Here is a 21,236-nt window from a genome sequence, read left to right on the forward strand (position 1 = left end):
TAACAAATATCAGAAATATTATGTTACAAAAAAACCTCGGAAGCTATTTCGCGAGGTTTATTTAACACATTTCATCAAACAAAATTATTTTCCTGGATGATAAGTTCGTTCGGCATTTTTAAGAACGTCCTCTTTATAAAACAAAACATCTTTAAATTGTCCGTTTCGATACATTTCTGCCTGATCTGTAAAATGCTTTGAATTGATATCGCCGCTGTTTCCGCCTGCCAATAATGATTTTGCTTTTATTTTTGAACCAAATTCAACCGCACAAACAAAACTGTTTCCGTTATAACCGTATCGTTTTTTAGAATTATTTTGATAATTCGCTTTAAAAGAAGGCAAACTTCCCCACGAACCGGGACCAAAACCAATTGGTAAACTCGGTTGGTTATCATCATATTTTAAATCAATGTCGCCACTTGAACGCTGAAAACGATTGACTTCACCCCAAGCGGTTTTCCAGGTTCCCCATTTTGAGCTCAATTCTTTTATAACCGTTTGCAGCTGCGGAATCATTTGTGCTGCAGTCGCATTTTTCGCAAAGTTTTTAGTGTTTTCAACCTGATCTAATTCTCCTTCATCTATATAAGCTTTCTGAATAATTGGGTCTAATTTATATGCCCATTCAACGGCTAAAGTTGTGGCGAAGGAATTTTCTTTGGCATAATAATCCCAGTTTTTTAGAATTGAAATAGGTTCAGCTAATTCTGCATATTCAACAGATTCCGGTTTTATATTTTTTTTGAAAACTTCAATCAAACTCGGAATTAATATTTCAAAAATGGATAATTTAGTATCATAACCATTCGCGATAACTTTGTCTAAAGTATATTTTTCGCTGTTGCTGAAAATTCTAACGGCATTTACACCTCTAAAATTTTCTCCATCAGGAGCCATATATGGAATATAATTTTCTTTTTTCGGACTATTATTTCCTGCGACAGAAAATGGACTAGAGTTACAGTTTTGAAGCCAGCCATTTGTTGGATTGTACAAATGAACAGTTTCATTTACATCATGCAATCCTTTCCATTGTGTTGCAGAAATTGAGCCGTCAATAACTTTTGCCCAATTTAAATTTTTATCCCGAATTGGAATAAAATTGCCGTGCCAATATGCAATATTTCCTTTGCTGTCAGCATAAACCGTATTATTAGAAGTATTGGCTTTTAAATCCATTGCTTTTTTATAATCATCAAAATTGGTCGATTTAGTTCGAACCCAGCTCTGAATCAAACTTGTCATCGAGCGATTATTCGATTTTAAACTAATCCATTTCCCGTCGCGTTTGGCCATAATTGGACCGTTATTCGTAGCGTAGGTTTTGAATTTCTTTGGAATTAGCTTTCCTTTTTCCAGATATTTTATCGTGATTTCTTTTTCGATAACAGGTAAAAGTTTAGAATCGAATTCGTAGAAAAGTTTTCCGTTTTTATTGGTAATTTTTTCGGCATACATATCAGCAACATCAACGTTTGAAGAAGTATGCATCCAGCCGCAATTTTCATTAAATCCCTGATAAATAAAAAACTGACCCCACGTTACGGCGCCATAAACATTTAAACCTTCTTCACTTGAAATTTGAACTTCTGGTCTGAAATAAAATGTTGTATGCGGATTAATATATAAAATCGAATTCCCGCTTTGTGTTTTTGATGGTGCAAAAGCAAAACCATTGGAACCCGTTTGAACATATTTTTCTCTTTCTACATACGCCACTTTATCAGTATTCCCAGAATAAAAAGCTTTTAATTCTCCGGTAGAAAGATCTCCGGTGCTAATAGCGCCAATACTTCCGTCTGTCCAAAGCAGCGGAAACCACGGTTCAAAATGCGTTAAAAGTGCAGGTTTTATTTCCGGATGTTTGTAGAGATAAAAGTTGATAGCATCGGCATAACTGTTTAAAAGTTTTTTAAGCCAGTCCGGTGCTTTTTTATAATCAGCTTTGGCTTCATCAACATCAATTAAAAGTTTAATTTCTAAATCATTATATAAAACCGATTCGCCTTTAATTTCAGAAAGACGGCCTAGTTTTTCTATATAATTCATTTCGATTCTTTTAAAATCATCTTCGCATTGCGCATACAATAATCCAAAAACAGCGTCGGCATCGGTTTTTCCATAAACGTGGGGAATTCCCCAATTATCACGGATTATGGTAACTTTTTCTGCCAGTTTTTCTAATCGGCTGCTTTCTTTTGTACTGATTTTTTGTGCCGAAAGCTGAAAACCAAAACAGATTAAAAAAGTTATTTTTAAGATTTTAGAATACGGAAACATGTTTATTTGATATTAAATTTTTGTCCGGCAGTATAAATGCTCATTTCTAATTTTTCAATCGAAATTAGATTGTCTTTTTTAGCTTTTACAATGCCTTTTGGATTTTTGAAAACAATCACTTCACTTTCTCCCGCAACTTCAACTTTATTATTTCTAACAATAATGGCGGTTGCTTCGTCAATTCCAATTCCGGTTAAATCAGGAAATTCAATCAAGGCAGAAAGTAAGCGATTGTAACGGTTTCTCTTTAAAAAATGCTGATCAATAACAACAGTTTTTAATAAACCTAAACCTTCATCAGTTTCGAGATTATCGTATTTAATAACAGAAAAAGTTCCTGTATATTCTTTTTGCAATTTTTGGTTTCCGGTAATCATTTTTTCAGACATTACGGCTGCTCCGGCGCTTGTTCCGGAAATTGTACTTCCGTTTTCATACGCTTTTAAAATTGCTGTTTTTATGGGAGTATTATGAACGACTTTCATAAAACGGGTTTGATCGCCGCCGCTTATAAAAATCAGTTTGGCATTTTGTACGGAATCTGTCAGAGTCTTATTTTGTGCTGTTTCTTTGTTGAAATTCAGCATCACAATTGGATTTGAAGTTAATTTTACCATTTGTGTTTTAAAAAAGATAAACGAACTGTCCGGTTCTTCGCTTGACATGGGTAAAACCACGATATAATCTTTTTTGCCTAATTCTGCTACATCTAAAACCTGTTTCATTAAATCATCAGAACGATCGCCGCCGCCAATAATAAATAATTTTCCTTTCGGATTCTGCGCCTGAACAAAACAGCTCGTTAATAGCAAAGTAAGAATTGTAAACGATTTGAGAAGTAGCTTATTTTTCATGGTTTATCCTGGTTTAGTTTGGCTGGTTTTCTATAAATTTTAAAAGAGAATTGTTGACAATAAATAATACATCTTGTATTTTATCTAAATCTACTTTTGAATCAATATCGCGGGGCGTATGATAATCTTCATGAAAACCGCTGAAAAAAGTCATAATCGGAATTCCTTTTGCGGTAAAAGATGCATAATCACTTCCAGAATGTCCGTTAGTTTCCCATAAATCTAAATTAAACGGATTTTGAAGTTTAGCGTTGCTTTCTCTGGCGATTTTCTTTAAGTATTCGGTTTCTTTTTGAGTTCCGATACTGAGAATTCTACGCGCTTTATCTTCGGGAGCACTTCTAGAAATCATATCCATATTAATGCAGAGCAGGATTTTTTGATTTTTTAAATTCTGAGCAAAATATTCACTTCCTAAAAGCCCAATTTCTTCGGCAGTCCAGGATGCGAAGAGAATATTATATTTTGGCTGTATTTTAGATTCTGACCAGTTTTTTGCCAAAGCCAGCATTCCTGATGTTCCCGAAGCATTATCATCTGCGCCATAATAAATAGAGTCATTTTTAATTCCTAAATGATCGTAATGTGCACCAACAATAATAGTTTTTGTGGTGTCTTTTCCGGGAAGCATTCCTAAAACATTTCGAACAGAAAAAGTTCTAGTCTGCAAATCAATAGAGAAATTAATAATTGTGTTTTTTAATAGAGCAGAAGCCGTTTGAAGGTTTTGTGCTTTTTTTTCGAATGTTTCTAATGAAATTTTATTGTCTGATAAAAGTTTTTCAGCTGTTGATTTGCTCAATCTGAAAACCGGTATCGAAACACTAGATTCATTTTTTAAAGAATGAAAAACATCATTTTGATTTGAATTTTTTAGTCTAAAGTTTTGATTATAATCGATAATAACTAAAGCAGCAGCGCCTTTATTTATTGCATTTTTCAGTTTCATTTCTTCTAAATTATTTTCTTCTGGAAATAATTTTTTAAATTTCTGATATACGGCCGAAGTTGTGTCATTATGATTTGGAAAACCTCTCAAAACAACAACTATTTTGCCTTTTACATTTTGATTTTTATAGTCGTCGTAATTTTCCTCAGGAACGCTCAATCCGTAACCAGCAAAAACGACTTGAGTATTTTTTTGTAAAGATTGTGAGATTGGTGTTAATTCAAAATCATTCTCTGAAAGTGCAATAGTTTTGTTTCCTTTTTTGATTTCAAAAGACGCTTTTTTTACGGTATGTTCTAAAACTTTAAAATTTTGAAAATACCTGTCAGGACTATAAGGTTTCAGCTGATATAAACCCATCATCGACGCAATATATTCTGAGGCCATATAACCGCCTTTTTGAGTTGCACCACGTCCTTTCAGCCAGTCAGAAGCTAAAATAGAAAGTGTTCTTGTAAAATCACTTTTAGATGGATTTGAAACTGCAGTCTGAGAAAACAGCAAAGATTTACAGCAAAAAAGGGTAAATAAAAGCAATATACGTAGATGCATATTTCACCAGATAAATTAATTATAAAATGATATTTCTTTTAAAAGCACAGCCTAATTCAATAATAGAATCTGTTTTTGCGATTCCGGGAATATTGTCGATTTTCTCGTAAAGTATTCTTCGCATGTGTTCGTGGTTTTTTGCCACAATTTTGATGTAAAGCGTAAACGAACCCGTTACATAATAACATTCTGTAATTTCGGGAATATTTTTTAGTTCTTCGATAATTCTATCCGAATCAGAATCTTTGTTTAAAGTAATTCCGGTAAAAGATGCCCAGTCAAATCCTATTTTTTTCTCCTGAATAATGGGTTTTATACCGCCAATAATTCCTTGTTCCATTAATCGGTTAATCCGTTGATGCACCATTGTATTTGATATTTTTAAATTGGCCGCAATGGCAGAAAAAGCCATTCTTCCGTCTTTTTCTAATTCTTTAATTATGTTGATATCAAATTCGTCTAAACTATCCATTTTGTGATGTTAATTTTATTTTTTCAAATATTGTTTAAAAATAAATACGTTTTTTTCAGATGTCCCGATGGGACATTTTACTGTAATTAAATCATTTTTTTCTACCGATCCGCAACTCCTAACGGAGTTAAATCCCTATACGTTTTTTTTAAAATATTATGAATTCGTGTTTTATTATATAGTACCTATGGGACATTTTAGCGTGATTAAATTCTTTTTTTTCTACCGATCTGTAACTCCTACCGGAGTTAAGTTGCTAAACGTTTTATTTTTTTAATATTTTGTTTGAAATAAATTCGTGTTTTACTGTATAGTCCCTACGGGACATTTTACCGTTGTCTTATTCTTTTTTCTACCGATATTTAACTCCTAACGGAGTTACGTTGCTATTGATTTAATTTCTAATAATCATATCATGGATTATTGATGATATTACCGTTTCATGATATTTATCCATTATTTCAAAAATATCTCGTAGAGATAAAATATCGGTAGCATTAAATATAGCGCCCCCAACAAATTGTCCCGTAGGGACAAAACTATATAACCATAAAAGTAGCCATTTTTTTGAATAAAAGATTATAAAGTTAAAATTTCTAAAAATTAAATTTGATTCTATATTGTTTTAAAAACTGATATTTTGACTTTTTAATCGTTAATATGGAGTCAAAATATACTTTTTGAGCTTGTAGATTTGAAAAATTTATTACTTTTGCTTTTTTAAAGTTAAATATCATGACACATACAGAAAACACCCTTTCGTCAAAATCAGAAATTTTGATTGAAAAAGAGAATAAATACGGAGCTCATAATTATCATCCGCTTCCTGTGGTTTTAGAAAGAGGAGAAGGCGTTTATGTATGGGATGTTGACGGAAAAAAATACTACGATTTTTTATCGGCTTATTCTGCAGTAAACCAAGGACACTGCCATCCTAAAATTGTAAAAGCAATGGTTGATCAGGCACAGACTTTAACACTGACTTCTCGTGCTTTTTACAATGATAAATTAGGAAATTACGAAGAATATATCACGAAGTATTTTGGTTTTGATAAAGTACTGCCAATGAATACGGGTGCAGAAGCTGTTGAAACAGCTTTGAAAGTATGTAGAAAATGGGCGTATGAAGTAAAAGGAATTCCAGAAAACCAAGCGCAGGTAATTGTTTGCGAGAACAATTTTCACGGAAGAACCACTACAATCATTTCATTTTCAAATGACGAAACGGCTCGTAAAAACTTTGGGCCATTTACTGATGGATTCATAAAAATTGAATATGATAATCTTGAAGCGCTTGAAAAAGCTTTAGAATCATCAAAAAATATAGCGGGATTTTTAGTGGAACCAATTCAGGGTGAAGCTGGAGTTTATGTTCCGTCAGAAGGTTATTTGGCGAAAGCAAAAGAATTGTGCGAAAAACATAATGTTTTATTTATTGCCGATGAAGTTCAAACCGGAATTGCACGTACGGGAAAATTATTAGCGGTTCACCACGAAAATGTACAGCCTGATATTTTGATTTTAGGTAAAGCAATTTCTGGCGGTGTTTATCCGGTTTCGGCAGTTTTATGTAATAACGAAATCATGAATGTTATTAAACCGGGTCAGCACGGATCTACTTTTGGAGGAAATCCTGTTGCGGCGGCGGTTGCGATTGCGGCTCTTGAAGTGGTTAAAGAAGAAAAACTGGCTGAAAACGCAGAACGTTTAGGTGTTATTTTAAGAAAAGGTTTAAACGAAATTGCTGAGAGAAATAACTTAATTACGCTTGTTCGTGGTAAAGGTCTTTTGAATGCAATTGTGATTAACAGCGGTGAAGATTCTGATTTAGCCTGGGAAATCTGCTTAAAATTTAGAGACAACGGATTATTGGCAAAACCAACTCACGGAAATAAAATTAGATTTGCTCCGCCATTAGTTATGACAGAAGATCAAATTAAAGAATGTCTTGAAATTATTGAGAAATCTTTAAATGAATTTAAATTATAAAAGGTTACAATTTGTTATTAATGAAAGCTGCATTTATGATGCAGCTTTTTTTATGAGGTATAAATTATATAACAACAGACGAAAATTATGTAATTTAAAAATTAACTTCCTGAGTAGTTTTGACTGTAGAATTTAAGACGGCAAATATTTGTTGAACCTTTATAAATTTATTACAGATGGCTTACGCAAATAATGATTTAACGCGCTTTTTGGATGCACAAAATAAACTTTACCTAACTGCTTATTCTGAATTGAAAAAAGGTAAAAAAGAAACACACTGGATGTGGTTCATTTTTCCGCAGATAAAAGGATTAGGAAAAAGTGATATTGCTAAATATTACGCCATTGCTGATCTTGAAGAAGCACAAGCTTATTTGAATCATCCAATTTTAGCTAAACATTTAGTTGAGATTGCACAGCTTCTTTTAAACTTTAAGACCAAATCTATTGAAACTATTTTGGGAGATTTGGATGCACGTAAATTGCGTTCATCTTTGAGTTTGTTTTCGCAAGTAGAAAATGCAAACCCAATATTTCAGGAACTTTTAGATACTTTTTATTCGGGGCATTTAGATCCGGTTACATTGACAATTGCTCAGGAATTAATGAAAGTACCAGCTGAAGCATAATTGGGATGATTATTGATTAAAAATTACCTTTTATATATTACTTAGAATCTGTTATTAAATGAAAAAGCCATTCTGTGGGGAGAATGGCTTTTTTGGTTTATTACATAAGTGTTTGTACTAAAATTATATATCTAAAATGAGAAATGTTCTTAAATAAAAAAAACATTCGTGAAAACGAATGGTTTTTTTATTTAAGAAACCTTCAATTAAATTCTATACCCGGGATTTTGAGTGATTTTTTTGTTAGCATCTGTTTCTTTTAACGGAATTGGGAATACTAATTTATCAGCATCATAAGTTAATAATAACGGATCTCCATCTGGGGTTTCTGTCAAAATTGAACGTTTGGTTCTTTTAATATCGTGAATTAAAAATCCTTCCATTCCAAGTTCTAATTCTCTTTCTAATAAAATATCATCGATTGTAACTGTTGCCAAATCATCAGCATGAGCTCTTTCTCTGATAATATTAATATCATCAACAGGAGTATTCCCAATTGCAGTTCCTTCTTCAAAATTTCCTTCTGCTCTAATTAAATACATTTCGGCCAGACGAATAATTCCAACATTAGCAAACTGATCTGTAAATTTAGAAGTTAAAATTCTGCCATTATCTTCATTTTCATAAATAAACTCAGCTCTGTCATCAGGATCACTGAATTTTTCCAAATAAGCATCACGAATAGAAAAATCTCCACCGCGTCCTCCGTTACCTTCAGAGGCATAAAAAGTTACAGCATCGTTTACACCCGTTTGTTTGGTAATTTGAATTGAGAAAACATCTTCAGCCTGATCTGTATCATGATTAAAAGCAGCTGCGTAATTTTGTGACAATGCATGTCCGCTGTTTTCAATAACGTCATTTGCCGCATCTCTGGCTAAATCGTATCGGCCTTGTTGTAAATACACTCTTGCTAATAAAGCTTGTGCTGCATATTTATCGGCATAAAAACCATTATCTTCCGGTAAGTTTGTATAAGCAAGATTTAAACCGTCTATAATAACTTTATAAACTTCTTCAACCGTGCTTCTTTCTTTTGATAAATCTACGCTAAAGTCGTAAATAGCATTTGGTCTTATTACAACTCCAAGCTGATTATTTGTCTGACCCGTTTCATAAGGTTTTGCGAAAAAACGAACCAAATCAAAATAAGCCAATGATCTTAAAAAGTTAGCTTCGCCAATCATAACTGCTTGTCTGTCCGGATCTTTTACTTTGTCGATATTTTCGATAACCGTGTTTGATGCGTTTATAATTTCATATAATCTCGCATATGTGCCTTCGATAATTACGTTATCAGACAACATGTTTTTACTATACATTTGTCTTAATTCTCCAAAAGTACCGCGCCATCTTAAATCGGTTGTGCTTAAAACTCCTGTTACACCAAGTAAGTCTGCGTAAAGTAAAACCCTTCCGCCGTAAGCATTTCCATTTGCTGCCAGAGCGTAAGTTCCGGTTAGTACATTTGTTACTCCGGTTTCGGTACTTAATGTTGTATTAGCATCTTCTCTCTGTTTAGGTTCTATGTCTAATTCATTTTCGCAGCTTGTAAAAAACGCAGCGAAAAATATAAATAGGATTAGTTTATTTGCTTTCATCTTTTTCTTTTTAAAAATTAAAGTTTACACCAATTGCTGTTGTTCTCGCTGGAGGTGCTGAATAAAAATCTTCTCCAATTCCGCTGTCATCTCTTCTTGCTTCTGGATCGTTTCCTTTGTAGTTTGTAAAGGTCAATAAGTTTACAGCAGTAAAGTAAACTCTTAAACTACTCATTCCTAAATCTTTCAAAACATCTTTAGGAAGTGTGTAACCTAAAGTTAAATTTCTTAAACGAACAAAATCGGCTTTGTCAAGGTAACGAGAAGAATCTTGTGTACCATTTGAACCTCCAAATCTGGCTTGAGGAACATTTGTTATGTCTCCTGGTTTTTGCCATCTGTTTAACTGATCAGCTGTTTGGTTGTCAAAATAATCAGCCGCAGTTGATTGATAAATCCCTGCTGAATTATAAATACTCGCACCCCATTCTCCCTGAAATGTAAAGGTAAAATCAAAACCTTTGTAAAGAATAGTGTTTGTTAAACCAGACATTAAAGTAGGGAAAGGGTTTCCTGCAATAATACGTTCTGCTTCACTATAATTTCTTGTTGTAGTACGGTCGAGTGTACCATCGGCTTTTTTAGTGTTTTTGTAAAATAAAGCATCTCCATTATCTGGGTCAACCCCTGCATATTCAACTAAATAGAAAGAGGAAATGTTTTCTCCAACTCTGTTTATATTGTATCCAACTATAATGTCTCTGTTATCGTTTGGAAGCGATTTAACCTTTGATTCATTTGTTGTCAAATTGAAACTGGTATTCCATTTAAAGTTTTCAGTGTCGATGTTTTTAGTGTTGATAGTAAGCTCAAAACCATTACTTCTTATTTTTCCAATATTTTTATTGATAGAAGCAGCTCCAGAACTTATAGGTAATGGAACTTCAAATAATAACCCGTCAGTATCTTTTTGGTAATAATCTGCTTCAATAGAAAATCTGTCTATAAAACCAATTTCAAAACCAAAATCTGTTTGAGCTGATTTTTCCCAAGTCAAATCATCATTACCAGGCTGATCGAAAGTAAGCCCTGATTTCAAATTATAAGGATTTGGTCTGTAAAGCTGACGAGAAGCAAAATTCCCGATTTCGGCATTTCCTAATTTACCCCAGCTTCCTTTTATTTTTAAGTTTGAAATCGCTTTACTATCCTTTAAAAATTCTTCCTGCGAAATAACCCATCCTGCAGAGAAGGCTGGGAAAACTCCAAAGCGTTCATTTTTACCAAAACGAGATGAACCATCACGACGAATACTGGCTTTTAAAAGATATTTATTCTGGAAAGAATAATTCAATCTTCCAAATTGAGAAACAAACGCATAATCCGTTTCATTTCCGTGACCTTCATTTACTTCAGCACCACCGTCAACAGTTTGAAAATCATCACTAGAGAAATAAATACTATTTACATCCTGATATCTTCTGTTGTATTTGTTGAATTCCATACCAGCTACAACGTTAAAAGTATGTTTTTCTGCAAATGTTTTATCAAATGTAAAATAGTTACTCGAAACATAATTTTCTGTATTTACAGAAGTCGCAAATACAGCTCCGTCAGTTGCCATAAAAGGAGCATTTTTACCTTGCCAGTAATCTTCTGTTTGTGATAAAAGATCGTATGAGAAATCAGAATTAAATTTTAATGAATTAAGGATTCTAAATTCAGCAAAAAGTTTACCTGTAAGTCTGCGCATAATCGTTTTCCAGAACGTATTATCTTTTGCTAAAAGGTAGTTTGAATATTCTGTATTAGGGTTTGCACTTCCGTCTTCTAATCTTGCCGGCGAAATTGGCGCCTGAGCAACAGATTGAAGTGGAGAAGAAAATGAATTATCATCCTGAACCCTGTGAATTAAAGATCTCGAAAAACCAAGGTTCATTCCTAAAGTTAAACGATCTGTAACTTTATGTGATACGTTTGTTCTGGCTGTAAATCTTTCTAACGTATTACTGTCTACAATACCCGTTGTATTATTGTACGCGCCAGAAAAGAAATACTTTGTTTTTTCATCTCCTCCAGAAGCTGAAAAATCAGCGTCTGTAGTATAGCCTGTTCTCAAAGCAATATCCTGCCAGTTTGTATCGACCTCACCATTTCTCCAGTCTGTTCCCTGAGATAGATATTCTAACTCATCTTCAACAGATTCTAAGTCATTGACATTTCTTCCGGCTTCCTGCAATAATTCAACGTATTGCTTAGCGTTTAGCCATTTTCTTTTGTGTGTAGCCTCACTAACTCCTTGCGAAAGGTTTACGGTGAAAGTACCTTTTCCTTCGCGTCCTTTTTTAGTCGTAATTAAAACAACTCCGTTTGCTCCACGTGCACCATAAATTGCTGCCGAAGACGCATCTTTTAAAACGTCTATAGATTCAATTTCATTAGTACTTAAAGTCAATAACGGGTTGGTTGGCGCACCGTTGCTTGATTCATCATCATTAATTAACGGAATTCCGTCAAGAACATACAAAGGCTGCGTGCCTGCACTAATACTCGCCGCACCACGCACACGAATATTAATACCTCCGTCTACCTTACCGTTTGTCTGCGTAATTTGAACTCCGGCCAATTTTCCAACCAAAGCATTTTGTACGTTTGAAACCGGAATCTGCTGGATATCTTTTGCAGTTACACGCGCGATATTATCCGTTAGATTTCTTTTCGATTGTGTTCCGTAACCTACAACAACTACGGTTTCAAGTTCATTTTGAACTTCATCGAGTTGGATTGTAATATTATTAGAAGCAGGAACTTCTACAGTTTTATAACTTACATAAGTTACAACCAATATTTCGCCTTTTTTAGCGGCGATTTTAAATAGACCGTCAAAATCAGTTTGAGAACTGATATTTTTTCCCTGTACTACAATATTTGCTCCGGGAATTGGCAGGCCTTTTTTATCTGTTACTTTTCCGGAAATCGATTCTTGTGCTGCAGCTATTTGTACAAATAGTAAAAACAACCACAAGTAATGTTTTAATTTAATTTTCATATTCATTTCGTTTAAATTAGTCTCTCAAATATCCTAATTTAATGTTAATTTTTAGTGATAATTTAACACTAAAAATAACAATTATAACCAGTTTTGTGATATTGATAACTTTTCTATACGTGTTTGTTGGTTTTTGATGAAAATTGTTTGATTTTTTGATAAAAATGTAAGGCAGAATATTTTCGTTAAAAAAAATGCTGTTTTTTTAGCGCAAAAAAACGTAGTTTTAATAAAAAAAGCGACTGTTATAAAACAATCGCTTTCAGGGTATAATTACTTAAAATATCAAAAAAAGCAATTATCTTTTTTGAGAGAATGTATCAAATACATTCTCTCTATTTTTTTAGAATCTAACTTTTTTAAGCTCCCAAATGGTTTTAATAAAAGTGTCGACATCTTCGGTTGTATTATAAAATGCTAATGAAGGGCGAACAGTTGTTTCAACTCCCATTCTGCGTAAAATAGGCTGCGCACAATGATGTCCGGTTCTTACAGCAACACCTTCTTTATTTAAAGCTTGTCCAACCTGATCGTTTGAATAACCTTGTAAATTAAAAGACAATACACTTGCTTTATCTTTTGCAGTTCCAATTAATCGTACACCCGGAATTTCTTTTAAAAGTCTTGTGGCATATTCTAACAAATAATGCTCGTATTGACCAATAGCTTCAATTCCTAATTTGGTTACATAATCGATTGCTGCGCCAAGACCAATGGCATCAGCAATATTTCCGGTTCCGGCTTCAAAACGATTCGGAGCTTTGTGGTATTTTATTTCCTCAAAAGTTACGTCCTGAATCATGTTTCCGCCAGATTGATACGGCTGCATTTCGTTTAGTAAATCTTCTTTTCCGTATAATGCTCCAATTCCCGTTGGACCAAATAATTTATGTCCTGAGAAAACCAGCCAATCCGGATTTAAATGCTGCACGTCAACTTTCATGTGCGAAACAGATTGTGCGCCGTCGATCAAAACTTTTGCTCCGGCAGCGTGTGCCATTTCAACTATTTTTTTCGCCGGAGTTACCGTTCCCAATGCATTTGAAACTTGTGTAAAAGCAACCAAACGTGTTTTTGAGTTCAGTAGTTTTGCATATTCGTCAAGCAGAATCTGACCGTCATCGTCAACAGGAATTACTCTTAATTTCAAGCCTTTTTTATCAGCAAGACGTTTCCACGGAACAATATTAGCATGATGTTCCAGATTACTCACAATAATTTCATCTCCCGAATTTAAATTCTGCTCGCCCCAGGTTGCAGCTACCAGATTTATTCCTTCAGTTGCGCCTCTCACAAACACAATTTCATTTACAGAAGAAGCATTTAAAAAAGCTTTTACTTTTTCACGAGCGGCTTCATACGCATCAGAGGCGCGGGCAGCCAGTTCATGTGCCGCACGATGAATGTTTGAATTTTCATGTTCGTAGAAATATGCAATTCTATCAATAACCGATTGTGGTTTTTGCGTTGTTGCCGCGTTATCAAACCAAACTAATGGTTTTCCGTTTACGGTTTCTCTTAAAATCGGAAAATCCTTTTTTACCAATGCAGCATCAAAATGATGACCTTTAAAAAGATTGATTTCCTTATGTTCGAATGAATTTCCAACAATGATATCCGTACTTCTTTTATCAAAAGCAAAAGGATTCTGACCTAAAAAATAGTATGAATTGGTTGTTTCATTTCCGTTTAACGGAAAATCTTCACGTTTTCTAAATTGTGTATCAACAGATGCCAAAGCAGCTTGTAATTCAATCTCAAAAGAAGAATTCTCTGTTTGAAATGGCAAATATTGATGATTCAAAGAAAAACCCGAAAAAAGACTTTCTTCATTGAGTTGTGGAGATTTTCCGTTTTTCAAATTAATATCATGAAATCCCGTATGCGGATCATTGATATTTAAATCGTGGTTTTCCTGAACTCCTGAAGATGAATTTCTGTTTTGCGGATCAAATCCTGCTCCGGCATTTGGGTACAAAGCTGAAGCTCCATTTCCGTAATTTATTACAGATGGAGAAGCTCCAAATCCGCTAAATGCAGGCGGAGAAGGTACCGTACTCGACGGACTTGCGACAGGAAACTGACCAAACTGATCAACATTTCCGGCATGCAAAATCGTTTCTGCAATTTTTGTTGCACGAGGATGTTCGGCTTTATCCGGACTTAATGAGATTTCTTTTGGAAATTCATTAGGTAAAGCTTTAAACAACTCGTTTGCCAAATTTTGCAAATCGTCGATGTTTGGTAAACCGCTGTTATTAATACTTGTACTCATGATACTTTCCTATTTCTACATCTTCTAAAACAGCAATAGCATCATCTACCAAAATAGCCAAAGAACAATAAAGAGATACTAAATAAGAAGCAATGGCTCTTTCATTAATTCCCATAAAACGAACTGATAATCCAGGAGATTGTTCGCCTTGTAAACCTGGCTGAATTAATCCGATGACGCCCTGACGGCTTTCACCTGTTCTTAAAAGAATAATTTTTGATTTTCCTTTTACGATTGGTAATTTATCAGATGGAATAAGCGGAATCCCTCTCCATGTTAAAAATTGTGATCCAAATAAAGAAGTTGTTGGCGGCGGAACTCCACGACGTGTACATTCGCGTCCAAAAGCTGCAATTGCTAAAGGATGTAAAAGAAAAAAACCTGGTTCTTTCCACACTTTTGTCAACAATTCATCTAAATCATCCGGAGTTGGTGCGCCCGTTCTTGTTTTTATAATTTGCGAAGGTGCAACGTTGCTTAATAATCCATAATCTTTATTATTGATTAATTCGCTTTCCTGACGTTCTTTAATAGTTTCGATAGCTAAACGAAGCTGTTCTGAAATCTGGTTGTATGGTTTGCTGTATAAATCAGAAACACGCGTATGTACATCAACAATTGTTTGTACAGCAGCCAGATTGTATTCTCTTGGATTTTCGATATAATCAACGAAAGTATTTGGTAAAACTCTTTCATCACGTGCCGAACAATCTACTTCGATATGATTGGCATTTTTTACTTTATTCAAACGAAATACACCCGATTCTACCGGAACCCAATGTAGTAAATGCGTTAACCAGCGTGGAGTAATAGTTCCAATTTGAGGAACGGTACGAGTTGCAATTGCTAACTGTCTTGCAGCAACATCGCCTAATGCGGTCTGTTGTTTTTCTAATTCTGCCATAGTTTTAAGGTTTTTCGGTTAATTATTTTATTTTTATTCAATTCTAAGATTTATTTCTTAAAATTACGGGTTTTATTTTATTGTAAGATTTTGACTTGTTGTTTTTTAGGAGAAAAAATCGAATAATTCTTCAACAGAAAGATAACGCTCTCCAGTGTCATAATTAAAAGTCAGGATTACGGCATCTTCGGGAATATTTTTCAGTTTTTTAGAAACGGCAGCTAATGCAGCTCCGGTTGAAATTCCTCCAAAAATTCCTTCTTCCTTGGTTAATTTTTTTGCGAATGAAAAAGCGTCATTTTTTTCGATAGTAACAATTTCATCGATATATTCTCTGTTAAAAACTTCAGGAATAAATCCGGCACCAATTCCCTGTAATGGGTGAGGAGCAGGAATACCGCCGCTTAAAACAGGCGAAAGCGCAGGCTCAACGGCAATCGTTTTTAAATTTGGAAAATGCTGTTTTAATATTTTAGAAACTCCGGTAATGTGACCGCCTGTTCCAACTCCAGTAATTAGATAATCAATTCCGTCCGGGAAATCGGCTAAAATTTCCTGTGCGGTTGTTCTTTCGTGAACTTCAACATTAGCACGATTGGTAAATTGCGAAGGCAGAAAAGAGTTTTTAATTGTTGAAGCCAGTTCATTTGCTTTTTCAACCGCTCCGGAAGTTCCTTTTTCTCTCGGCGTCAAAACATATTCAGCACCATACGCTTCAATAATTTTTCGGCGTTCCACGCTCATCGATTCCGGCATTACAATAATTACTTTGTAACCTTTTACGGCTGCCACAAGCGAAAGTCCGATTCCGGTATTTCCGGATGTTGGTTCAATAATGATAGAATCGGGGTTTAAAAGTCCTTTTTTCTCCGCATCTTCAATCATTGCCAGTGCAATTCTGTCTTTGATACTCGATCCCGGATTTGCTTTTTCTAATTTAATCCATACCTCGTGGGTTTTAAAAAGCTTGTTGAGCTTGATGTGCGGCGTATTGCCAATGGTTTCTAAAATGTTCTGATATTTCATGTGTTTGATATTTTTATGCTTCAATTATTGAGTAGTTTAAACACTTTTTTTGTCATTCCGAGGAACGAGGAATCGCACAAGTAATTCCGCAAACAAAATCGCCAATCTTTGTCGAGTTTCGAGTGCGATTCCTCGTTCCTCGGAATGACAAACTTTGTGTTTTGACAAAGTTTACAAGACGGTTTATGTGTTAAAACATTCACTCAATTTTAAATAGAATAAAAAATGGGTTCGGGAAAAGGATTATTGTCCTTAACCTTCATCTCATTTTTATGGTAAACAACCGAATTGGAAGGTACAGAATACGTCAGCCATACATTTCCTCCAATAATAGAATCTCTGCCTACAGTTGTTTGTCCGCCAAGAATTGTGCTGTTGGCGTAAATAATAACGTTGTCTTCAATTGTAGGATGCCTTTTGATAAAAGCTTCCTCTTTTTTAACGCTCAAAGCACCAAGCGTAACGCCTTGATAAATTTGAACATTATTGCCAATAATTGTGGTTTCGCCAATAACGATTCCGGTGCCGTGATCAATTGCAAAATCATTTCCTATTTTGGCTCCCGGATGAATTTCGATGCTGGTTTTAATATGCGCATATTCTGAAATTGTTCTGGCTAATAATTTTAAATCCTGCTTCCAAAGCTGATGAGAAAATCGATAAACGGCAATAGCGAAAAAACCTGGATACGAATATAATACTTCTTCTAAAGATTTGGCTGCAGGATCTTTTGCAAAAATAGTTTGAGCGTCATTCAACGCTTTTTTATGTAAATAGGGCAGGGCTTCAAAAAAGGTTTCCGTCTGCCTTTTTGTATTTTGATTTTTAGGAGCAAAGTCTAAAACCAGCTCATCAAATTGTTTTTCTAATCCGTCAAATTTATTTTCAATTATAGCCACAATACCGTAGGATTTTGAAGTATTCGAAAACAAAATCGAAAACAATTCATCTATAAACTGATGGATTAATTTCTTTTCAGGAAGTATTAATAATTCCTGATGTTGTCTTGCAATTTCCTGATAAAATGAATTCATATTGATTTAATTTTATGGTTAGAAAATAATTTTATTTTTTCAACGCCGCACCGCCCGGCATTGTCTCTGGTTTTAGTTTGAATTTACTGTATTCAACCACTCCAGTTTTGTCTGCCCATTCAAAATAAGAAGCCGAAAGTTTGTTTACAATTCCCGGATTTTGCTGTGCTACGTTAGTAGTTTCGCCTCGGTCTTTTTCAAGATCGTATAATTCCCATTCGTAAGAAGGATAAATCGAAACCAATTTCCATTTCCCGTCGCGAACTGCTCTGTTTCCTGCTCTTTCCCAAAATAATGGTGCGCCTCTATCGACCTGAGAAACATTATTAAATAAAACAGGCAACAAACTTTTTCCAACCAAAGCGTTTGTCGTCACACCATTATATTCTTTTGGGTATTCTATTCCGGCTAATTCGTAGAAAGTAGGAGCGAGGTCAATAATATGCCCGGTTCCTTTTTCGATTCTGCCTGCTTTTATTTTGGATGGAAACCACGCAATAAACGGAGAACTAAAACCGCCTTCGTGCATATTATTTTTATATTGCTGCAACGGAGTATTTGATAAATAAGCCCAGTTTTGTTCCTGATAATCAAATGAACCTGACGTTCCAACTGGTCCGTCATTTCGAACCAAGCCTCTTCCTAGCGGGTTATACGTATTGAATCCGCCTTGAGCGCCATTATCTGAAATAAAAACAATCAATGTGTTTTTGTCTTTTTTAAGCGCTTTTAATTTGTCCAGAACTTTGCCAACGTTTTGATCCATATTGTCGACCATAGCGGCGTATACTTCCATTTTAGCTTTCCAGAATTGTTTTTCGTCGTAGCTTAACTTATTCCATTCCGGAACTTCAGGATCTCTTGGCGATATAGTTTGATCGGCAGGTAAAATTCCGCTGGCTTTTAGTTTCTGGATTCTCTTTTCTCTTAAAACATCCCAGCCTTCATCAAATTTCCCTCTGTATTTAGCAATATCAACTGGTTTTGCCTGCAGCGGCCAGTGTGGCGCCGTAAAAGCTAAGTATAAAAAGAAAGGCTTGTTTTCTTTGTTTTGCTCGTCAAGGAAAGTGACGGCATTATTTCCTATTTCATCTGTAAAATAATACGAATCGTCTTTTGGATGTAATTCTTCATTATTGCGGATTAATTTTACCGGATATGGCGTTTTTCCAAACGGAAGTGGTTTTGTATCAAAATAATTCGATGCTCCTTTTAAGATTCCGTAAAACTTATCAAAACCTCTTTGGTTGGGCCATTGCGCCTGGTCTTCAGAACCAACGTGCCATTTTCCCGATAAAAGCGTGCTGTAACCTCCGGAACGGAAAACTTCTCCCAATGTCAAAGATTCTTTGTTTAAGTAACCCTGATAAGCTGGTAATCCTAAATTGACATCAAAAAATCCAACTCCGGCTTTATGCTGATATTGTCCGGTTAGGAGGGAAGCTCGTGTTGGCGCACAAATTGAGTTATTGTAAAATTCGCGTAAGCGTAAACCTTCTGTAGCTAGCTTATCCAGATTTGGTGTTTTAATTTCTGAACCATAATTTCCTAAATCTGAATAACCCATATCGTCAACCAAAATCAAAATAATATTAGGTTTTGATTCTGTTTGAGCATGTAACTCGTGAGAAGTTGCAACTCCGGTTAAGAGAATAGAAAAAAGAAGTTTTGTAATTTTTGTATTCATTGCAATGTACTTTTTGTTGTTTGTTTTTTGTTTTTGTAAGTGATAAATGTTCTTAAAATCAGGTCATTTCTGTTGCCGCAGAAATGACCTTTGGTAATCAAAAAGAATGTTAGTTTGTCGTCTCCATTTTCATTTTGATTTAGTATAACGTGATATTTTCTGATGCAAAAGCATCAAAGGAATATTTCAGTATAATTTGGGAATAAACACTGTTCGATTCATAGTTTCCGATTTTAATTTTAAACCGATTCAAAACGAACGTATAAGGAGGAATTAACAACAGCTGCACATATAACAAGAGGCGTTATAAGTGTGTTTTTTACGAAGAATGTGATACGTATTATTGACTGTTGTTTTCAAAATGTAAGTTTTTAATTTTAAACTCTACTAATTCTATAGACAAAGTTATATTTAATATTGTAATATCCAAATTAATCTTTGCTTTTTTTGAAAAAAAGATGTGATATAATAGGGTGTGGGTTTTGGTTTTAGGTTTAGTTTGTTGATTTTTAGCATTTTGAAATTTATGTCTAAAAATAAAAAAAATACTTGAGTCATTGCGAGGAACGAAGCAACCACACTAACAATGAGACATAAAGTTTGATTTAGCTAATGAGATTGCTTCGTTACTCGCAATGACATACTAAATGGTTTTGCCACGAATTACACGAATTTACACAAATTAATTCGTGCAAATTCGTGTAATTCGTGGCAAAAAAAAATTAACCAAATAACAAAAAGGCAATAATCAACGTAACAATCACATTGAATAATTGTGCAATTAAAAAAGCGTACAATGGTTTACGACTATTATTACTCAATAAATCTTTAAAATTAGTTTCTAAACCAATACTTGTAAAAGCTAATGCAAACCAAATTCCCTGCAGGTTTTTTAAACTGTCTTTTACGCCGTCTCTGGTTTCGGGAGAAATTAAAAAGGAGAAGATTAAAGAAGCACCGATAAAACCAATTACGAATTTTGGAAAACGTTCCCAAATTACTTTTAAAGTTGGTTTTGATTCCACAGCTTCTGAAGTAGTATTATGCGAATACGTCCAATAAACCGAAATGGCAAAAGCAGCTAATCCTAACAAAACGTTTTGAGAGAATTTTACAATTGTACTGATTTTTAAAGCGGTTTCGCCAACCAAAGTTCCAGACGCAACAACGGCTCCAGAAGTGTCAATACTTCCGCCAAGCCAGGCTCCGGTTACTTCTTCGGGAAAATTGAAATATTTGGCAATAATCGGCATGAAAATCATCATGGGAATTGCTGTTACCAAAACAATCGAAATGACATAGGATAATTTCTTTGAATCGCCTTTGATTGCGCCTGAAGTTGCAATGGCTGCCGAAACGCCGCAGATAGAAACGGCACTCGAAATCATCATCGTTAGTTCATCGTCGACTTTTAATTTTCGGCAAAGCCAAAAGGCAAAATACCAGACGGATATCACAACAACCAATGCCTGAATTAAGCCTAATGAACCTGCCTTTAATATATCTGAAAAAATTACTCCGGTTCCCAATAAAACCAATCCGATTTTTACAAAAATTTCTGTGGAAAGCGATGAACGAAACCATTCCGGAAGTTTGAAGAAATTTCCAATTGCTAAACCAATTATCAAACTAAAAATTACGGCTTCTAAATTGATGGATTTTATGGCGGAATTTCCTGCGAGAATAAGTGCAATCAAGGTTAAAAGATAAACTATCGGAAAAGTCAATAGAAAATATTTTACGGATCTTCCAATTAAAAAAGCTCCAATTGTGCCAATTGAAATGAGATATAAAAACTGAATTAAAAGGATTTTAAGATTGGCTAAATCAAATACTTTCGTAAATAAATCGGAAGTGTTTGACCAGCCGAAAACAGGAACTTCGGGAAGAAATATAAAAAGGGAAATCCCGATGATTATAAATCCTAAAATTACGACTGTCCAGTCTTCGTGTATGTTAAATTGTTTAGGTTGAGTTGACATTTATTTTTTG

General features: G+C 34.5%; 14 protein-coding genes. 2 read left to right on the forward strand and 12 right to left on the reverse strand.

Going from position 1 to position 21,236, the window contains the following annotated elements:
* Nucleotides 1-84: 84 nt before the first annotated feature.
* From APR43_RS14885 to APR43_RS14900, 4 genes are read right to left on the reverse strand one after another with little or no spacing between them, the layout of a single operon-like run.
* Nucleotides 85-2,283: a penicillin acylase family protein gene (locus tag APR43_RS14885; protein WP_053471693.1), complete on the reverse strand. Its 2,199-nt coding sequence runs from the start codon at nt 2,281-2,283 to the stop codon at nt 85-87.
* Between the two features lie 2 nt (nt 2,284-2,285).
* Nucleotides 2,286-3,137: a cyanophycinase gene (locus tag APR43_RS14890; RefSeq protein ID WP_053471692.1), complete on the reverse strand. Its 852-nt coding sequence runs from the start codon at nt 3,135-3,137 to the stop codon at nt 2,286-2,288.
* Nucleotides 3,138-3,150: 13 nt separating this feature from the next.
* A complete protein-coding gene (locus tag APR43_RS14895) occupies nt 3,151-4,638 on the reverse strand; it encodes a M20/M25/M40 family metallo-hydrolase (protein ID WP_082356413.1) in 1,488 nt (495 codons plus the stop codon).
* Between the two features lie 19 nt (nt 4,639-4,657).
* Nucleotides 4,658-5,110, reverse strand: coding sequence for an Lrp/AsnC family transcriptional regulator (locus APR43_RS14900; protein WP_053471690.1), 453 nt, complete (start codon nt 5,108-5,110; stop codon nt 4,658-4,660).
* A 735-nt stretch (nt 5,111-5,845) separates the two neighbouring features.
* Here APR43_RS14900 and rocD point away from each other — a divergent pair.
* Both rocD and APR43_RS14910 read left to right on the forward strand, forming a co-directional pair.
* A complete protein-coding gene (gene rocD, locus APR43_RS14905; protein WP_053471689.1) occupies nt 5,846-7,099 on the forward strand; it encodes an ornithine--oxo-acid transaminase in 1,254 nt (417 codons plus the stop codon).
* Nucleotides 7,100-7,275: 176 nt separating this feature from the next.
* Complete coding sequence (locus APR43_RS14910) at nt 7,276-7,728, forward strand: DUF1810 domain-containing protein (RefSeq protein WP_053471688.1); 453 nt, start codon at nt 7,276-7,278, stop codon at nt 7,726-7,728.
* 206 nt (nt 7,729-7,934) lie between these two features.
* Here the strand turns inward: APR43_RS14910 and APR43_RS14915 are convergent, their stop codons facing one another.
* The 8 genes from APR43_RS14915 to APR43_RS14950 all read right to left on the reverse strand — a co-directional run bounded on the left by APR43_RS14915 (nt 7,935) and on the right by APR43_RS14950 (nt 21,226).
* Nucleotides 7,935-9,329, reverse strand: a complete 1,395-nt coding sequence (locus APR43_RS14915) for a RagB/SusD family nutrient uptake outer membrane protein (protein WP_053471687.1) — start codon at nt 9,327-9,329, stop codon at nt 7,935-7,937.
* A 10-nt stretch (nt 9,330-9,339) separates the two neighbouring features.
* Nucleotides 9,340-12,318 (reverse strand): SusC/RagA family TonB-linked outer membrane protein, encoded by a 2,979-nt coding sequence (locus APR43_RS14920; protein WP_053471686.1) that lies wholly within the window; start codon nt 12,316-12,318, stop codon nt 9,340-9,342.
* Nucleotides 12,319-12,661: 343 nt separating this feature from the next.
* The gene (locus APR43_RS14925; protein WP_053471685.1) at nt 12,662-14,593 is read right to left on the reverse strand and encodes a family 2A encapsulin nanocompartment cargo protein cysteine desulfurase; all 1,932 of its coding nucleotides are present in this window, start codon (nt 14,591-14,593) and stop codon (nt 12,662-12,664) included.
* Complete coding sequence (locus APR43_RS14930; protein ID WP_053471684.1) at nt 14,577-15,497, reverse strand: family 2A encapsulin nanocompartment shell protein; 921 nt, start codon at nt 15,495-15,497, stop codon at nt 14,577-14,579. The genes APR43_RS14925 and APR43_RS14930 overlap by 17 nt, the downstream gene beginning before the upstream one ends.
* A gap of 105 nt (nt 15,498-15,602) precedes the next feature.
* Complete coding sequence (gene cysK / locus APR43_RS14935; RefSeq protein WP_053471683.1) at nt 15,603-16,523, reverse strand: cysteine synthase A; 921 nt, start codon at nt 16,521-16,523, stop codon at nt 15,603-15,605.
* Between the two features lie 209 nt (nt 16,524-16,732).
* Entirely contained in the window at nt 16,733-17,557 is an 825-nt protein-coding gene (epsC, locus tag APR43_RS14940) for a serine O-acetyltransferase EpsC (RefSeq protein ID WP_053471682.1), read from the reverse strand.
* Nucleotides 17,558-17,588: 31 nt separating this feature from the next.
* Nucleotides 17,589-19,244, reverse strand: a complete 1,656-nt coding sequence (locus tag APR43_RS14945) for an arylsulfatase (protein ID WP_053471681.1) — start codon at nt 19,242-19,244, stop codon at nt 17,589-17,591.
* Nucleotides 19,245-19,966: 722 nt separating this feature from the next.
* Complete coding sequence (locus APR43_RS14950; protein WP_053471680.1) at nt 19,967-21,226, reverse strand: YeiH family protein; 1,260 nt, start codon at nt 21,224-21,226, stop codon at nt 19,967-19,969.
* Nucleotides 21,227-21,236: the final 10 nt, after the last annotated feature.

The sequence above is a fragment of the Flavobacterium sp. NLM genome (assembly GCF_002210235.1).
In the GTDB taxonomy this organism is placed as follows: Bacteria; Bacteroidota; Bacteroidia; order Flavobacteriales; family Flavobacteriaceae; genus Flavobacterium; species Flavobacterium panici.